This window comes from Armatimonadota bacterium (assembly GCA_031459715.1).
Taxonomy (GTDB): Bacteria; Sysuimicrobiota; Sysuimicrobiia; order Sysuimicrobiales; family Humicultoraceae; genus Humicultor; species Humicultor tengchongensis.
This window is the reverse complement of record JAVKIA010000014.1, coordinates 1-14,052: the sequence shown is the minus strand read 5'-3', so window position 1 is coordinate 14,052 and position 14,052 is coordinate 1. Positions and strand designations below refer to the sequence as shown.

The window sequence follows — 14,052 nt, the reverse complement described above, 5'->3', positions numbered from 1 at the left end:
ACCCATGCTTAGCCTGATGGTCTTCCTCCCCCTGGCCGGGGGGATTCTGCTGCTCTTCTTCCGCAACCCCCGGGCCATCCGGGGGATCGCCCTGGGGGCGTCGCTGCTCTCCCTGTACGTGGCCATCGTCCTGCTGGGCCGCTTCAACCTGCGCGGGGGGATGCAGATGGTAGAATCGGCTCCCTGGATCCCTTCGGTGGGCATCAGCTACGCCGTGGGTCTGGACGGGCTGAGCCTGCCGCTGGTGCTGCTGACCCAGGTGCTTTCCGCCGTCTCCATCGTCTACTCCTGGCGGGTGGAGCTGCGGCTCAAGGAGTACATGTTTCTGCTTCTGTTGCTGCAGACGGCGATGCTGGGTGTCTTCGTGGCCCTGGACTTCTTCCTCTTCTACATCTTCTGGGAAGTGACCCTGGTCCCCATGTACTTCCTCATCGGGATCTGGGGCGGCCCGCGCAGGGAGTACGCGGCCATCAAGTTCTTCCTCTTCACGCTGGTGGGCTCGCTGGCCATGCTGGTGGGAATCCTATTACTTTACTTCAACGCTCAGCCGCGCACCTTCGACGTGCTCAGCCTGATCCAGCAGCAGCCCCTGGCCAAAGACCTGCGCCTGGCCACCATCGCCTTCTGGGGCTTCTTCCTCTCCTTTGCTATCAAGGTGCCCATGTGGCCGTTCCACACCTGGCTGCCCGACGCCCACGTGGAGGCGCCCACCGCCGGCTCGGTGATCCTGGCGGGCATCCTGCTGAAGCTGGGGACCTACGGGTTCGTCCGCTTCAGCCTCCCCCTCTTCCCCCAGGTCTTCCAGCAGTACGCCTACCTCATCGCCGTCCTGGCCCTGCTGGGGATCATCTACGGGGCACTGGTATCCATGGCCCAGATGGACCTGAAGAAGCTGGTGGCCTATTCCAGCGTCAACCACATGGGCTACGTCATGCTGGGGGTGGCGGCGGCGGCCGCCGCCTACGGCCAGCCGGCCAAGGCGCAGCCGGCCACCACGGCCTTAAACGGGGCGGTCTTCGAGATGGTGGCCCACGGGGTGATCACCGGGTCGCTGTTCATGATTGTGGGCGTGATCTACGACTACCGCGCCCACACCCGCGGGGTGAACGAGTTCGGCGGGCTGGGGGCCATCCTGCCCGTCTACACCGGCATCACCACCATAGCCATGCTGGCCTCCCTGGGGCTGCCCGGGCTGATGGGCTTTGTCGCCGAGTTCCTCATCTTCCTGGGCGCCTTCGGCGTCTTCCCCGCGCTGGCGGCCACGGGGCTAGTGGGGATTATCATCACCGCGGCCATGTTCCTCTGGACCATCCAGCGCATCTTCCTCGGTCCTCCGAACCCGCGCTGGAAGGGGTTGCTGGACGTGGACACCCGGGAGCTGGTGGCTCTGGTGCCGCTGGTGGCGGCCATGGTTATCTTCGGCCTATACCCGCGGCCGCTGCTGGAGATCATCGACACGGCCATGACCGCGGTGGTGGCCGCGCTGCGCTGATGCCTCCCCTGGGCGACCTCTGGAGCCTGGTCCCGGAGCTGTGGCTGGCCGCCCTGGGGCTCCTCCTGTTGGGCGTGGACCTGCTGGTGGGGCAGGGGGCCAAGCGCGCCGTGGGCTGGGTGGGCGTGGGGGGGCTCCTGCTGGCGCTGCTGCCCACTGCGGGGGTGGCGGCCTCTCTCCCGGGTGGTGCCCGGAGGATCTTCTTTGACACCTACGCCGTAGACGGCTTTGCCCTCTTCTTCAAGGTCCTGGCGCTGCTGGCCACGGCGCTGGTGATCCTCGCCGCCATGGACTACTTCCGCGAGGCGGCCCGGCGACCGGAGGATTTCTCCCGCTTCGAGGGGGAGTTCTACGCGCTTTTGGTCTTCACCGGCCTGGGCCTGGTGCTCATGGCCGCCAGCGCCGACCTCATCCTGCTGGCGCTGTCCATTGAGCTGGTCAGCCTGACCTCTTATGTGCTGGCGGGCTACCTCAAAGGCAACCCCAGGAGCAACGAGGCAGGGATGAAGTACTTCCTCTTTGGCGCCGCAGCCTCTGCGGTGATGTTCTACGGGTTCTCCCTCCTCTACGGGCTGACCGGCTCCACCAGCCTCTACGTCATCGCCCAGAAGGTGCCCCGGGTCCCCCGCCCGGCCCTCATGGTGTCCCTGGCCCTGATGCTGGCAGGGTTCGGCTTCAAGATCTCCATGGTCCCCTTCCACCAGTGGACGCCGGACGTCTACGAGGGAGCGCCCACGCCGGTGGCCGCCTTCCTCTCGGTGGGCTCCAAGGGAGCGGGGTTCGCCGTCCTCCTGCGGGTGGTGGCGGTGGCCATTGCCCCCTCGGGGCTGGACGTGGTAACGCTGGTGGCCGTGCTCTCGGCGGTCTCTATGTTCCTGGGGAACCTGCTGGCGCTGCCGCAGCGCAACATCAAGCGGATGCTGGCCTACTCCAGCATCTCCCACGCCGGGTTCATCCTCATCGGCGTGGCCGCCTTTGGCGGGCCCTTTGGCAACACCGGCCTGCTGGTCTACCTGTTTGCCTATATGTTCTTCACCCTGGGCGCCTTCTTCGTGGCCGCCCTCATCGGAGCTCACCTGGGGTCGGACGAGATTCCGGACTACGCCGGGCTCTCGCAGCGGGCGCCAGGGCTGGCCTTTCTCATGGCCCTGTTCATGCTCTCCCTCACCGGGATCCCGCCCACGGCGGGGTTCTTCGCCAAGTTCTACATCTTTGCCGCCGCCATCGAGCGTAGCCCCGCGCTGCTGTGGCTGGTGGCCGCGGGCGTGGTCAACAGCGTGATCTCCCTCTACTACTACGTGGGGGTGATCCGCGCCATGTACCTGCTCCCCCCGGTCGACCCCACGCCGATCCGCGGCCCGAGCGCCCTGCGCGCCGCCCTCTGGATCACCGGCGCGGCCACCCTGCTGCTCGGCCTCTACCCGCAGCCGCTGGTCGTCTTCGCCCGCACCGCCAGCCTCCTGCTGCCGTAAGCGAGAAACCCGCTGCAGGACCGGGTGCCGTCTGCGCTGCGGTCGCCCCCCGCGCCGGGAGTTTCGTCGTGCTTGCCGTTCGCCTTTGCGGCGGGGGCGGCGGTTTGTTATCATGGGGCGGGATTTCGCCCGGGGAGAGCAGGTCTCCCAGGGCGTTTTGGATGTCAGAGCCCCCTTTCTTCCAGGTGATGGAGTGCAGGCTTCCCCCGGGGAGGCATGAGGTAGGCGGAGTTTGAGTGTCGATGGCTGAGCGAGGGCGAGGAGAGCGGGACGGAGAGGATGTCCTGCGCCTGATCGCGCAGAAGGAGCGCGAGCTGGAGGCGATGGTGGCCCGCGCCAGGGAGGAGGCCACCCGGCTGGTTGAGGAGGCGCGGCGGGAGGCCGAGGCGGTGCTGCAGCGGGCGCGGGAGGAGGCCGCCGCCCTGGTCCGCGAGTACGAGGCGCGGGCCGAGGAGGAGGCCCGCCGGATCAGCGAGGAGATGGTCGGTCGCGCCCGTAGCGAGGCGGAGACGCTGCGCCGCCATGCCATGGAGCGGATGGACGCCGCCGTCCGCCTGGTGGTGGAGCGTGTGCTGGGGGGATCGGGCACGTGATCGTGGCCATGTCCCGGGTGCTGGTGATCGGGCCGAAGCGGCACCTGGCCTCGGTGCTGGAGACCGTCCAGAGCGTGGGCAGCCTCCACGTGGACCGCATCGAGGCCGAGGAGGCCCCGGCGGAGTTCTCCAGCGTGCGGCCGGAGTCGGCGGAGCAGGCCCAGGTGGAGGCCTTGGAACGGCTGCGCGCCCGGGCAGATGGCCTCCTTACCCTGCTTCCCCCTGTCCCCGTGGAGCCTGCACCCGGCACCGAGGAGCTCGCCGCCAGGTCCCTGGACGAGCTGGAGGCCGAGCTGGTCGCCCTGGAGGAACAGGTGCAGCCGCTGGTGCGCCAGCGCCGGGAGCGGGAAGACGAACTGGAGCTCATCCGTTCCTACGAGAGCGCGGTGCGTGTGCTCTCCCCGCTGCTGGGGCTGCTGGCGGGCAGCCACTCCCTGGAGACCGTGGGTTTCATCCTGCGAACGCGCGACGCGGGTGTGGTCCTGGACCTGCGCCGCCGCCTCAGCGAGGTGACCGGGGGTCGCCTGGAGCTGGTCAGCCGGGTGGTGGAGGAGGGGAAGCTCGGCGTCGTCGTCGCCTTTCACCGTCGTGACGCGGAGGCGGTGCACGGGTTCCTGGCCCGCGCCGGCGTGAGCGAGCTGCGCCTGCCCAGCGCCTATGCCGACCTGCCGGCGGCGGAGGCCATCCGGCGGATGGAGGAGCGGCGGATGGCCCTCCCCGGCGAGATCGCCGCCCTCGGCGATGCCCTGCAGGAGATCGCCCGGGCGCAGCGCGCCCGGATGGTGGCGCTGCGCGCCGTGCTGCAGGATCGCCTCACCCGGCTGCAGGTCATGCCCCAGCTGGCGCAGTCGCGCTACACCTTCGTCGTGCACGGGTGGGCGCCCACGCGTACGGTGGGCGCTGTCCGCCGCGCCCTGCAGCGCCGTTTCGGCAGCGAGGTTGTGGTCTACGACACCCCGGCCGATCCCCATGAGGCGGAGCGGGTGCCGGTGCTGCTGGACAATCCGGCAGCGATCAGGCCCTTCCAGCTCCTGCTGGGTCTGTTCCCGCCGCCGCGGTACGGCACCTGGGACCCCACGCCGCTCATCTCCTTCACCTTCCCCTTCTTCGTGGGGCTGGTCATCGGTGACGTGGGCTACGGACTCCTCTTCTTTCTCCTGGGCTGGTGGCTGCGCAGCCGCGCCCGCGCCGGCCGCCCCCTGCGGCTCTCCATGTTCAACATGGAGATCGCGCCGCCGACACTGGCCTCGCTCTCCTGGCTCGTCCGTGTCATGGCCTTCTGGGTGGTCGCCTTTGGGGTGGTCTACGCCGAGGCCCTGGGCAACCTTCCGGAGCTGCTCTTCCACGTGCGCCCCATCTTCAACCGGGTGGAGGAGCAGGACCTCTACTTCCGCATGATCCTCCTGGTGGGGGTGGCCATGATCTACCTGGGGTTGTTCGGCCACCTGGTACTGGCCCTGCGCCACCGCCACCGCCGCGGTGTATTCGAGAGCCTGGTGACCATGTGCACCCTGGCCGCCATCCTCCTCTTTCTGGGGACGACTGCCGGGATGCTCCCTTCTGGCCTCGCCCGCTGGAGCGTCTACTTCGCCCTGGCAGCCATCGGGGCGTTCATAGCCGCAGGGCGGCCCAGCCTGCTGTGGTTCCTGGAGTCCTTCACCGCCTTCGGGCACATCCTCTCCCATGCCCGCTTGATGGCCTTCGGCCTGGCCGCAGCCATCCTGGCCGTGGCAGCCAACTCCCTGGGCCCGGAGATGGTCCGCCAGTTCGGTCTGGGAGGCATCATTGGCGCTGTCCTGGGAACGCTGGTGGCCGGCGTCTTCCAGGTCCTGTTCTTCGTCTTCACCATCATCGGGCACATCATCCAGCCGGCCCGTCTGCACTGGGTAGAGCTGCTGACGAAACTCAAGTACCACGAGGAAACCGGTCGTCACTACCGGCCATTTCGCAAGGCAGGAGGTGGGGAGATTGTCTAGGTTGGTACGTATGCTCATGCTCACCGCCGTAGCGCTGGCCGTCTTTGGTGGAACGGCGCTGGCCGCCGCAGAGGAGCCTGCGCCCGTGCCCGGCCTGGGCGTGGGCTCGGGGCTGCTGGCGCTGGCCGCCGCGGTGGCGGTGGGGTTCGGCGCGCTGGGCACCGCGCTGGCCCAGGCGCGCATCGGCTCGGCTGCGGCGGGAGCCATGGCGGAGCGGCCGGAGATCGGCGGCCTGATGATCGTTTTCCTGGCCCTGCCGGAAACCATGATCATCCTGGGGTTCCTGGCGGCCTTCCTGCTCATCGGGAAGATCCGCTAGGGTCGTGCAGGAGCTGGTCGCATCCCCAGGGGTGGGGCCCGCGGCCCCGGGCCTTACCAGGCGAGAGTTCCCGGACGTGCCCCTGGCTGCGCGATGAGCTCGGAACTGCTGGCCCTGCTGGAACAGGAGGCGGCCGCAGAACGGGACCGCATCCTGGCCGAGGCGCGCGCGCAGGCGGAAGAGCTCCGTACCGCCGCCCTGGCGCAGGCGCGCCAGGTGGTGGAGACGCAGCGCCGCCAGCAGGAGGCAGCGCTGCAGAGCCGTCGCCTCCGCGCGCAGAGCGCGGCCCGCCTTCAGGCGCAGGCGCTGCTGCTACAGGAGAAGGACCGGATCATCGCCGACATCTTCCGCCGCGCCGAGGAGGCCCTGGACCAGGTGATTCGGGACCGGGCTCGCTACAGCCGGATACTGGAACAGCTCGTCGCTGAGGGTGTCCGCGGGCTCAACGGCCGGGTGCTTATCGACGCCCACCCCGACGATCTGGAGATGGTGCGCGCCGTGATCCGGCGACAGGGGGTGGACGCCGAGGTGCGGGCGGCGGACGGCCTGCACGGGGGGGTGCGCCTGCTTTCTGCGGACGAGCGCTACGTCGTGGTAAACACGCTGGCCTCCCGGCTGGAACGGGCACGCCTGGCGCTGGCGGCGGAGATCGCCCGGACGCTGTGGGGGTAACCGCCCGCGGCCCGGGCACGGGTGGCGGTGCGGGAACACTGGAATCGAGGGCCGGGCGGAGCGGGGGGCGCTAGTGCCGGATTTTGCCTACATCAACGCCCGCGTGCGGGCCATGCGCAGTCGGCTGCTGGATGCCGGGCAGATTGAGGAGCTGTTGGGCGCGCCCAGCTTCGACGCCTTCCTGGTGGCGTTGAACGCGACCCCCTACGGCCGGGAGCTGCAGGAGGCCCTCACCCGCACCCGCGGCCTGGCCGCCGTGGACGAGGCTCTGGCGCGCAACTTCTCTGCGACCACGCAGAAGATCCGCAGCTTCGGCGACGGCAAGCCCAGGGCGCTGATCGAGGCGCTGTTGCTGCGCTGGGACCTGGCGAACCTGCGGGCGGTGCTGCGGGGCAAGCACACCGGGCGAGCGGAGGAGGAGATCATGGAGTCGGTGCTCCCCGCCGGGCTGCTCACCGAGGTGTCGCTGCGCGAGCTGGCCCGCCAGCCAGACCTCCCCGCCGTGGCCGGCGTACTGGAGGCCCTGGAGCACCCCCTGGCCCTGCCGCTGGCAGAGGGGCTGCGGGACTACCTGCAGGGCCACGACCTGCTGCGGCTGGAGATGCACCTGGGCCGGTACTACGCCGCCCACGTCCTGCGCGTGGCCCGTGGCGGCGGGCACAACGAGACCGTGGTGCGCGGCCTGGTGCAGGCGGAGATCGACATCCTTAACGTGAAAACGGCGGTGAAGCTGGGCCGCGCGGAGGAACTGCTGGACGCGGACGCCCGCCGCCGCTTCTTCATCGACGGGGGGGCCATAGTCACCGAGGATCTCTTCCTCCTCCTCAGCGCGTCGGAAACCGCCCAGCAGGCCTGGCGGGCGCTGGGGGCGCGGGGGTTCCCCCTGGGGGAGCCGGGGGAGGACCTCACCGCGTTCGAGCAGCAGCTGGACCGGCTGCTGGCCCGGAGCACGGCCCGCCTGTACATGGCCGACCCGCTGGGGATAGACATCGTGGTGGGGTACCTGACCCTGAAGTACAATGAGGTGGTGAATCTGCGCCTGATCGCACGCAGCCGGATGCTGGGGATTCCGCGCGATCTGGTGCGGCGGGAGATGCTCCTTGTATAGGATGGCCGTGATCACCGACCCGGAGACGGCCACAGGCTTCCGCCTGGCCGGGGTGGAGGTGCACGAGGCCGCCTCGCCTGCGGAGGCGCTGCAGCACCTGAAGCAACTGGTGGCTCTGGGCTACGGGCTGGCCGCGGTGAACGAGGCGCTGCTGCAGGGGACGGAAGAGGAGCTGGCACGGATGCTGCGGGGGCGGGACCTGCCCATCCTGGTGCCCTTCCCCGCGCCCGGCGCGCAGGTGGAAAGCGGCGACGACTACATCGCTCGCCTGGTCAAGGAGCACATCGGGTTCTACGTGAAGCTGCGGTAGGAGGAGGAGGCACGTGGCCATCGTTGGTGAGATCATCCGGATCGCCGGCCCGGCGGTAATTGCCCGGGGGATGACCGGTGCCCGCATGTACGACATCGTGCGTGTGGGGAGGGAGCGGTTGATCGGTGAGATCATCCGCCTGGAGGGCGACACCGCTTTCGTCCAGGTCTACGAGGACACCTCCGGTCTCTACCTGGGGGAACCGGTGGAGTCCACGGGGCTGCCGCTGGCCGTGGAGCTGGGGCCGGGGTTGCTCTTTGGCATCTTCGACGGCATCCAGCGGCCGCTGAAGGACATCCGGGCGCAGAAGGGCGACTTCATCGAGCGCGGCGCGGTGGCCGCGGCCCTGGATCGGGAGAAGCGCTGGACGTTCCATCCCACGGTGCAGCCCGGGGAGGAGGTGGGGCCCGGGGATGTCATCGGGGAGGTCCCGGAGTTCGGCCTGGTGCACCGCATCCTCCTTCCGCCTGACGCGGCGCCCGGCCGGGTCAGCCAGATCCGCGCCGGCGAGTACCGCGTCGCCGACGTGGTTGGGCGGCTGGAGGACGGGCGGGAACTGCGCCTGATGCACACCTGGCCGGTCCGCTTTCCCCGGCCCCTCAGCCGCCGCCTGGAGCCGCGGGAGCCGCTGGTCACCGGCCAGCGGATCATCGACGTCCTCTTCCCCGTGGCCCAGGGGGGCACCGCGGCCATCCCCGGGCCCTTTGGCAGCGGCAAGACGGTGATGCAGCAGACGCTGGCCAAGTGGGCGGACGCTGACGTGATCATTTACGTGGGCTGCGGCGAGCGCGGCAACGAGATGACGCACGTGCTGGACGAGTTCCCCCAACTGGAGGACCCGCGCACCGGCCGCAAGCTCATGGAGCGCACCATCATCATCGCCAACACCTCCAACATGCCGGTGGCGGCGCGCGAAGCGTCGGTCTACACGGGCATCACCATGGCCGAGTACTGGCGGGACCAGGGGTACAAAGTGGCGCTCATGGCCGACTCCACCAGCCGCTGGGCGGAGGCCATGCGCGAGATCTCCTCCCGCCTGGAGGAGATGCCCGCGGAGGAAGGCTACCCCCCGTACCTCTCCAGCCGCCTGGCCGCCTTCTACGAGCGGGCGGGACGCGGGATCTGCCAGGGCCGGCCGGAGCGGCGCGGCTCCATCACCGTCATCGGTGCGGTCTCCCCGCCGGGGGGCGACCTCTCCGAACCGGTGACCCAGGCCACGCTGCGCATCACCGGGACCTTCTGGTCGCTGGACGCCAGCCTGGCGCACAGGCGACACTTCCCGGCGATCCACTGGCTGCGCTCCTACAGCCTGTACACCCCGCTTTTCTCCCGCTGGTACCGGGAGCACCTGCCGGAGGACTACGAGGAGCTGCGCGACCGCGCCCTGGCGCTGCTGCAGCAGGAGGCCGAGCTGCAGGAGATCGTGCAGCTGGTCGGCCCCGACGCCCTGCAGGACGACCAGCGGCTGGTCATTGAGGCAGGGAAGATGCTGCGCGAGGACTTCCTCCAGCAGTCCGCCTTCAGCGACGACGCCTTCTCCCCCTTCCCCAAGTCGTACGGCATCCTCAAGGCCATCATGACCTTCTACGACCAGGGGGCGGCGGCGTTGAAGCGCGGCATGCTCATGGACGACATCCTCAACCTGCCGGCGGTGGAGCAGATCGCCCGGCTGAAGGACGTGCCCAAGGAGCAGTTCGAGAGACACATCGCCGACTTTCTGCAGCAGCTCCCGCAGGCATTCGGGGCTCAGCCGGCGGCGGCGGCGGGCTCCTGAGGGCGGGGAGGGACTTCCGTGGAACTGGCCACCAAGCGCTATCGCTCCATCTCCTACATCTCGGGGCCTCTGCTCTTCGTGGAGGGGGCGCGAGACCTCTCCTACGGCGCCATCGTCAACATCCACCTGCCCGACGGCTCAGTGCGCGCCGGCCAGGTGATCGAGATCTCCATGCGTCACGCGGTCATCCAGGTCTTCGAGGAGACCACGGGCCTGGACGTGGCGGGCACGGCGGTGAGCCTGCGCGAGGATGTGGCCCGGTTCGGGGTGAGCCGGGAGATCATCGGGCGGCGCTTCAACGGTCGCGGCGAGCCCATCGACGGGCTGCCCCCCATCATCCCGGAGAAGCGCCTGCCCATCATCGGCGCGCCTATCAACCCGGTGGCCCGGGAGCGGCCGCAGGAGTTCATCCAGACCGGCATCTCCAGCATCGACGGGTTGAACACCCTGGTCCGCGGTCAGAAGCTGCCCCTTTTCTCCGGCGCCGGTCTGCCCCACAACGAGGTGGCGGCGCAGATCGCCCGGCAGGCCAAGGTCCTGGGCGAGGCAGAGGCTTTCGCCGTGGTCTTCGCCGCCATGGGGATCACCCAGCGAGAGGCGGCCTACTTCATCGAGCAGTTCGAGTCCACCGGGGCCCTGGCCCGCAGCGTGGTCTTCCTCAACCTAGCCGACGACCCGGCTATCGAGCGGCTGATGACGCCCCGTCTGGCCCTCACCGCCGCGGAGTACCTGGCCTTCGACCTGGAGATGCAGGTGCTGGTAATCCTCACTGATATGACCAACTACTGCGAAAGCCTCCGCGAAATCGGGGCCGCCCGCGAGGAGATCCCCGGCCGGCGGGGCTACCCCGGCTACATGTACACCGACCTGGCCACCATCTACGAACGCGCCGGGCGCATCCTGGGGCGGAAGGGGTCCATCAGATCCCCATCCTCACCATGCCCGACTACGACATCACCCACCCCATCGCCGACCTCACCGGCTACATCACCGAGGGGCAGATCGTTCTCTCCCTGGAGCTGCACCGCAAGGGCATCTACCCGCCCATCAACCCGCTGCCCAGCCTCTCCCGGCTGATGAACGACGGTATCGGGGAGGGGCGCACCCGCGCCGACCATGCCAACGTCAAGGACCAGCTCTTCGCCTCCTACGCCAACGGCGTGGACCTGCGCCGCCTGGTGGCCATCATCGGCGAGGAGGCCCTCACCCCCCGCGACCGGCTCTACCTGCAGTTCGCCGACCGTTTCGAGCGGGAGTTCCTCAACCAGGGGCAGACGGAACGCTCCATCGAGGAGACCCTGATGCTGGGCTGGAAGCTGCTCTCCATGTTCCCCAAAGGGGAGTTGAAGCGAATCAAGGAAGATCACGTGGATAAGTACTACGGCGCCCTGGTGGAGGAGCTCTGGGAGGAGAAGAAACTGCGCTAGCGCCCCTACAGATCAGCTATGCCTGAGGCCATCAGCCCCACCCGGATGAACCTCCTGCAGCGGCGGAACACGCTGCGCGTGGCCGTGCAGGGGGTTGATCTGCTGAAGCGCAAGCGGGATGCGCTGGTGGCCGACTTTTTCAAGATCGTGCGCGAGGCCCTGGGCGCGCGCGATCGGCTCACGGCGGCGGCGCGGGAGGCGTACGTCATGCTGGCTTTGGCCAAGGCCGTGGAGGGGCGGGAAGCCCTGGAGGCTGCAGCCATGACCGAACGCCGGGAGGTGCTGGTGGACATCGAGGTGCGCAACGTCTGGGGGACCAAGATTCCTGGGGTCAGCGTGCGCGACGTGCGTCGACCGTTGCTGGCACGCGGGATCAACCCCACCGCCACCAGCGCCCGCACCATCGAGAGCGCCGCCCAGTTCGAGGAACTGCTGGCAGCCATCCTCCAGGTGGCGGCCACGGAGATCAGGCTGAAGAAACTGGGCGAGGAGATCAAGAAGACCACCCGTCGGGTCAACGCCCTGGAGCAGGTGGTCATCCCGCGCATCCGCGGCGAGATCCGCTACATCGCTGCGGTGCTGGAGCAGCGCGCCCGCGAGGACGTCTTCCGGCTGAAGCGGATCAAGAAGAAGCTGGAGGCCAGGGAGCGCCAGGGCGCGCTCCCGGGCATTCCCGCCCCCGCTGGCGGCCCATAGCAACCGTGGGGACCTGTCCCCTGGCGCGTCCCCGCCTCTCCTGGTGGCAGGCGGGTCTGACCATGGCCCTGGTGGCCGGTGGGTTCTTCGCCGGCACTCAGATCCGCAACGAGCTGGAGATCCGCCAGCAGCTGAAGATTCCCTCTACCCGGCTGCACGAGGTAGCCATCCAGCTGCGTAAGCAGGAGAGCCGTCGTGCCGCACTGGAGGCGGCGGTGGAGGAGCTGCGCCGACAGGTGGCAGCGCTGGAGCGGGAGGCCGCCGAACGGCAGATCGCCGCCGCCCGGATGAACCGGCGGGTGAGCGAGCTGCGGGCCCTGGCCGGCCTGACCCCTCTGGAGGGCCCCGGAGTGGTGGTGGAAATGCGGGACAGCCCGCGGCCCATCCAGCCGGGCGACGATCCCAACAAGACCATCCTGCACTACACGGACATCCACGGGGTGATCAATGACCTGTGGGCGGCGGGGGCGGAGGCTGTGGCGGTGAACGGGGAACGGCTCATCGGCCGCACGGGGATCAACTGCGTGGGCACCACGATCCTGTGCAACACCAAGCGGATCGCTCCCCCCTACACGGTGGTGGCCATCGGTGACCCCGCCCGCCTGCTGGCGCAACTGGAGCGGCCCGGGGGCCCGGTGGAGGTCCTGCGGGCGTTTGGCTTCCCCCTGCGTCTGCAGCGACTGGAGCGGGTGACCGTCCCGGCCTACCGGGGGACGACACAGTTCGTCATCGCCCGCCCGGCGGGCGATGACGGCCCGTAGAGGTATCGACGTGTGGCTGCCGCTGATCGGCCTGCTCCTGGGGGTGCTGCTCGGGCTGCTCAGCCCGGTGCAGATCCCGCTGGGCTATGTCAAGTACACGGCCATCGCCATCCTGGCGGCCATCGACACCATTCTGGGCGGGGTGAGGGCGCAGCTGGAGGCGCGGTTCGACCTGGCCATCTTTCTCTCCGGCTTCATCGTCAACGCCGGGTTCGCCGCGCTGTTGGCCGGGCTGGGGGACCTGCTGGGGCTGGACCTCTACCTGGGCGCGGTGATCGCCTTCAGCATCCGCATCTTCGACAACGCGGGCTTCATCCGCCGCGACCTGCTGGAGGCCTACCTGCGGCGGGTGAAGCGCGCCCGCGACGTCCCGCCCTGAGGGCGTGTCCGGGAGGTGTGGCTGACCGGACAGTGGGTCAGCCAGCGCGGCGAGGAGCGAGGTGGGAGGTGCCCTATGGTGCGGGTAGGGATCAACGGGTTCGGTCGAATCGGGCGACAGTCCCTGCGGGCGATTCACGAACGCGGGGAGGGGAAGGTGCAGGTGGTGGCCATCAACGATATCGCCGACCTGACCACCAATGCCCACCTCTTCCGCTACGACTCCAACTACGGCCGTTATTCGGGTACGGTGGAAGTCCGCGACGGAGAGCTGGTGGTGGACGGCCAGGCGATGCGGGTCTTCCAGGAGCGCGACCCGGCGGCCATCCCCTGGGGGCAGGTAGGGGTGGAGCTGGTGATTGAGTCCACCGGTCGCTTCACCCAGGCAGAGAAGGCCCGCGGTCACCTGCAGGGTGGGGCGCGGAAGGTGGTGATCACCGCCCCGGCCAAGGGCGAGGACATCACTGTGAACATGGGGGTGAACCACGAGCTCTACGACCCCCGCAGACACACCATCATCAGCAACGGCTCCTGCACCACCAACGCTCTGGCCGTGACGGCGAAGGTCCTCTCCCGGGAGTTCGGCATCCGCCGCGGTTTCATGACCACCGTGCACTCCTACACCAACACGCAGCGCATCCTGGACGTAGTGGGGGAGAACCTGCGCGAGGCCCGCGCCGCCGCGCTCAACATCATCCCCGCGACCACCGGGGCGGCCAAGGCCATCTTCCTGGTGCTGCCCGAGCTGCAGGGGAAGATGCACGGCATCGCCATGCGCGTCCCCACCCCCACGGTCTCCATCGTGGACCTGGTGTGCGAGCTGGAGAAAGGTGTCAGTGCGGCGGACGTCAACGCCGCTTTCCAGCGCTACGCCGCGGAAGAGATGCGGGGAATCCTGGGCTACACCGATGAGGAGCTGGTCTCCATGGACTTCAAAGGGAGCCCCTACTCCGGGATCGTGGACGGGCCGCTCACCACCGTGCTGGGCGACAACTTCGTCAAGACCTTCACCTGGTACGATAACGAATGGGGGTACGCCTGCCGCGTCGCCGATCTGGTGAGGTACATGGCCGA

13 protein-coding genes and 1 pseudogene are annotated in these 14,052 nt (G+C 68.9%); all 14 read left to right on the top strand.

Going from position 1 to position 14,052, the window contains the following annotated elements; genetic code table 11:
• Positions 1 to 4 precede the first annotated feature (4 nt).
• Positions 5 to 1,492: an NADH-quinone oxidoreductase subunit M gene (locus QN152_07030; protein MDR7539272.1), complete on the top strand. Its 1,488-nt coding sequence runs from the start codon at positions 5 to 7 to the stop codon at positions 1,490 to 1,492.
• Entirely contained in the window at positions 1,492 to 2,964 is a 1,473-nt protein-coding gene (locus QN152_07025) for an NADH-quinone oxidoreductase subunit N (protein MDR7539271.1), read from the top strand. The genes QN152_07030 and QN152_07025 overlap by 1 nt, the downstream gene beginning before the upstream one ends.
• Positions 2,965 to 3,206: 242 nt before the next feature.
• A complete protein-coding gene (locus QN152_07020; GenBank protein ID MDR7539270.1) occupies positions 3,207 to 3,557 on the top strand; it encodes a V-type ATPase subunit subunit G family protein in 351 nt (116 codons plus the stop codon).
• Positions 3,554 to 5,533, top strand: a complete 1,980-nt coding sequence (locus QN152_07015) for a V-type ATPase 116kDa subunit family protein (GenBank protein MDR7539269.1) — start codon at positions 3,554 to 3,556, stop codon at positions 5,531 to 5,533. The genes QN152_07020 and QN152_07015 overlap by 4 nt, the downstream gene beginning before the upstream one ends.
• Complete coding sequence (locus tag QN152_07010; GenBank protein MDR7539268.1) at positions 5,526 to 5,852, top strand: V-type ATP synthase subunit K; 327 nt, start codon at positions 5,526 to 5,528, stop codon at positions 5,850 to 5,852. The genes QN152_07015 and QN152_07010 overlap by 8 nt, the downstream gene beginning before the upstream one ends.
• A 93-nt stretch (positions 5,853 to 5,945) precedes the next feature.
• Positions 5,946 to 6,524, top strand: a complete 579-nt coding sequence (locus tag QN152_07005; protein MDR7539267.1) for a V-type ATP synthase subunit E — start codon at positions 5,946 to 5,948, stop codon at positions 6,522 to 6,524.
• Positions 6,525 to 6,597: 73 nt separating this feature from the next.
• The gene (locus QN152_07000; GenBank protein MDR7539266.1) at positions 6,598 to 7,632 is read left to right on the top strand and encodes a V-type ATPase subunit; all 1,035 of its coding nucleotides are present in this window, start codon (positions 6,598 to 6,600) and stop codon (positions 7,630 to 7,632) included.
• A gap of 1 nt (position 7,633) precedes the next feature.
• Positions 7,634 to 7,942 (top strand): V-type ATP synthase subunit F, encoded by a 309-nt coding sequence (locus tag QN152_06995; GenBank protein MDR7539265.1) that lies wholly within the window; start codon positions 7,634 to 7,636, stop codon positions 7,940 to 7,942.
• 19 nt (positions 7,943 to 7,961) lie between these two features.
• Positions 7,962 to 9,716 carry a V-type ATP synthase subunit A gene (locus tag QN152_06990; GenBank protein ID MDR7539264.1) on the top strand — a complete coding sequence of 585 codons (1,755 nt, stop codon included), beginning with the start codon at positions 7,962 to 7,964 and terminating at the stop codon, positions 9,714 to 9,716.
• A gap of 18 nt (positions 9,717 to 9,734) precedes the next feature.
• Positions 9,735 to 11,143: pseudogene (locus QN152_06985) on the top strand (V-type ATP synthase subunit B).
• Between the two features lie 18 nt (positions 11,144 to 11,161).
• A complete protein-coding gene (locus QN152_06980; GenBank protein ID MDR7539263.1) occupies positions 11,162 to 11,839 on the top strand; it encodes a V-type ATP synthase subunit D in 678 nt (225 codons plus the stop codon).
• 5 nt (positions 11,840 to 11,844) lie between these two features.
• Positions 11,845 to 12,600, top strand: a complete 756-nt coding sequence (locus tag QN152_06975) for a DUF881 domain-containing protein (protein MDR7539262.1) — start codon at positions 11,845 to 11,847, stop codon at positions 12,598 to 12,600.
• Positions 12,587 to 12,979, top strand: a complete 393-nt coding sequence (locus tag QN152_06970; protein ID MDR7539261.1) for a small basic family protein — start codon at positions 12,587 to 12,589, stop codon at positions 12,977 to 12,979. The genes QN152_06975 and QN152_06970 overlap by 14 nt, the downstream gene beginning before the upstream one ends.
• Before the next feature lie 75 nt (positions 12,980 to 13,054).
• Positions 13,055 to 14,052, top strand: a 998-nt coding sequence (gene gap / locus QN152_06965; protein ID MDR7539260.1) for a type I glyceraldehyde-3-phosphate dehydrogenase, incomplete at its 3' end; no start/stop codon positions are given.

What these genes read in the sequence shown, in the direction of transcription:
- QN152_07030 (MDR7539272.1), top strand. Translation starts at nt 5, where the DNA reads ATGCTTAGCCTGATGGTCTTCCTCCCCCTGGCCGGGGGGATTCTGCTG.
- QN152_07025 (MDR7539271.1), top strand. Translation starts at nt 1,492, where the DNA reads ATGCCTCCCCTGGGCGACCTCTGGAGCCTGGTCCCGGAGCTGTGGCTG.
- QN152_07020 (MDR7539270.1), top strand. Translation starts at nt 3,207, where the DNA reads ATGGCTGAGCGAGGGCGAGGAGAGCGGGACGGAGAGGATGTCCTGCGC.
- QN152_07005 (MDR7539267.1), top strand. Translation starts at nt 5,946, where the DNA reads ATGAGCTCGGAACTGCTGGCCCTGCTGGAACAGGAGGCGGCCGCAGAA.
- QN152_06995 (MDR7539265.1), top strand. Translation starts at nt 7,634, where the DNA reads ATGGCCGTGATCACCGACCCGGAGACGGCCACAGGCTTCCGCCTGGCC.
- QN152_06980 (MDR7539263.1), top strand. Translation starts at nt 11,162, where the DNA reads ATGCCTGAGGCCATCAGCCCCACCCGGATGAACCTCCTGCAGCGGCGG.
- QN152_06970 (MDR7539261.1), top strand. Translation starts at nt 12,587, where the DNA reads ATGACGGCCCGTAGAGGTATCGACGTGTGGCTGCCGCTGATCGGCCTG.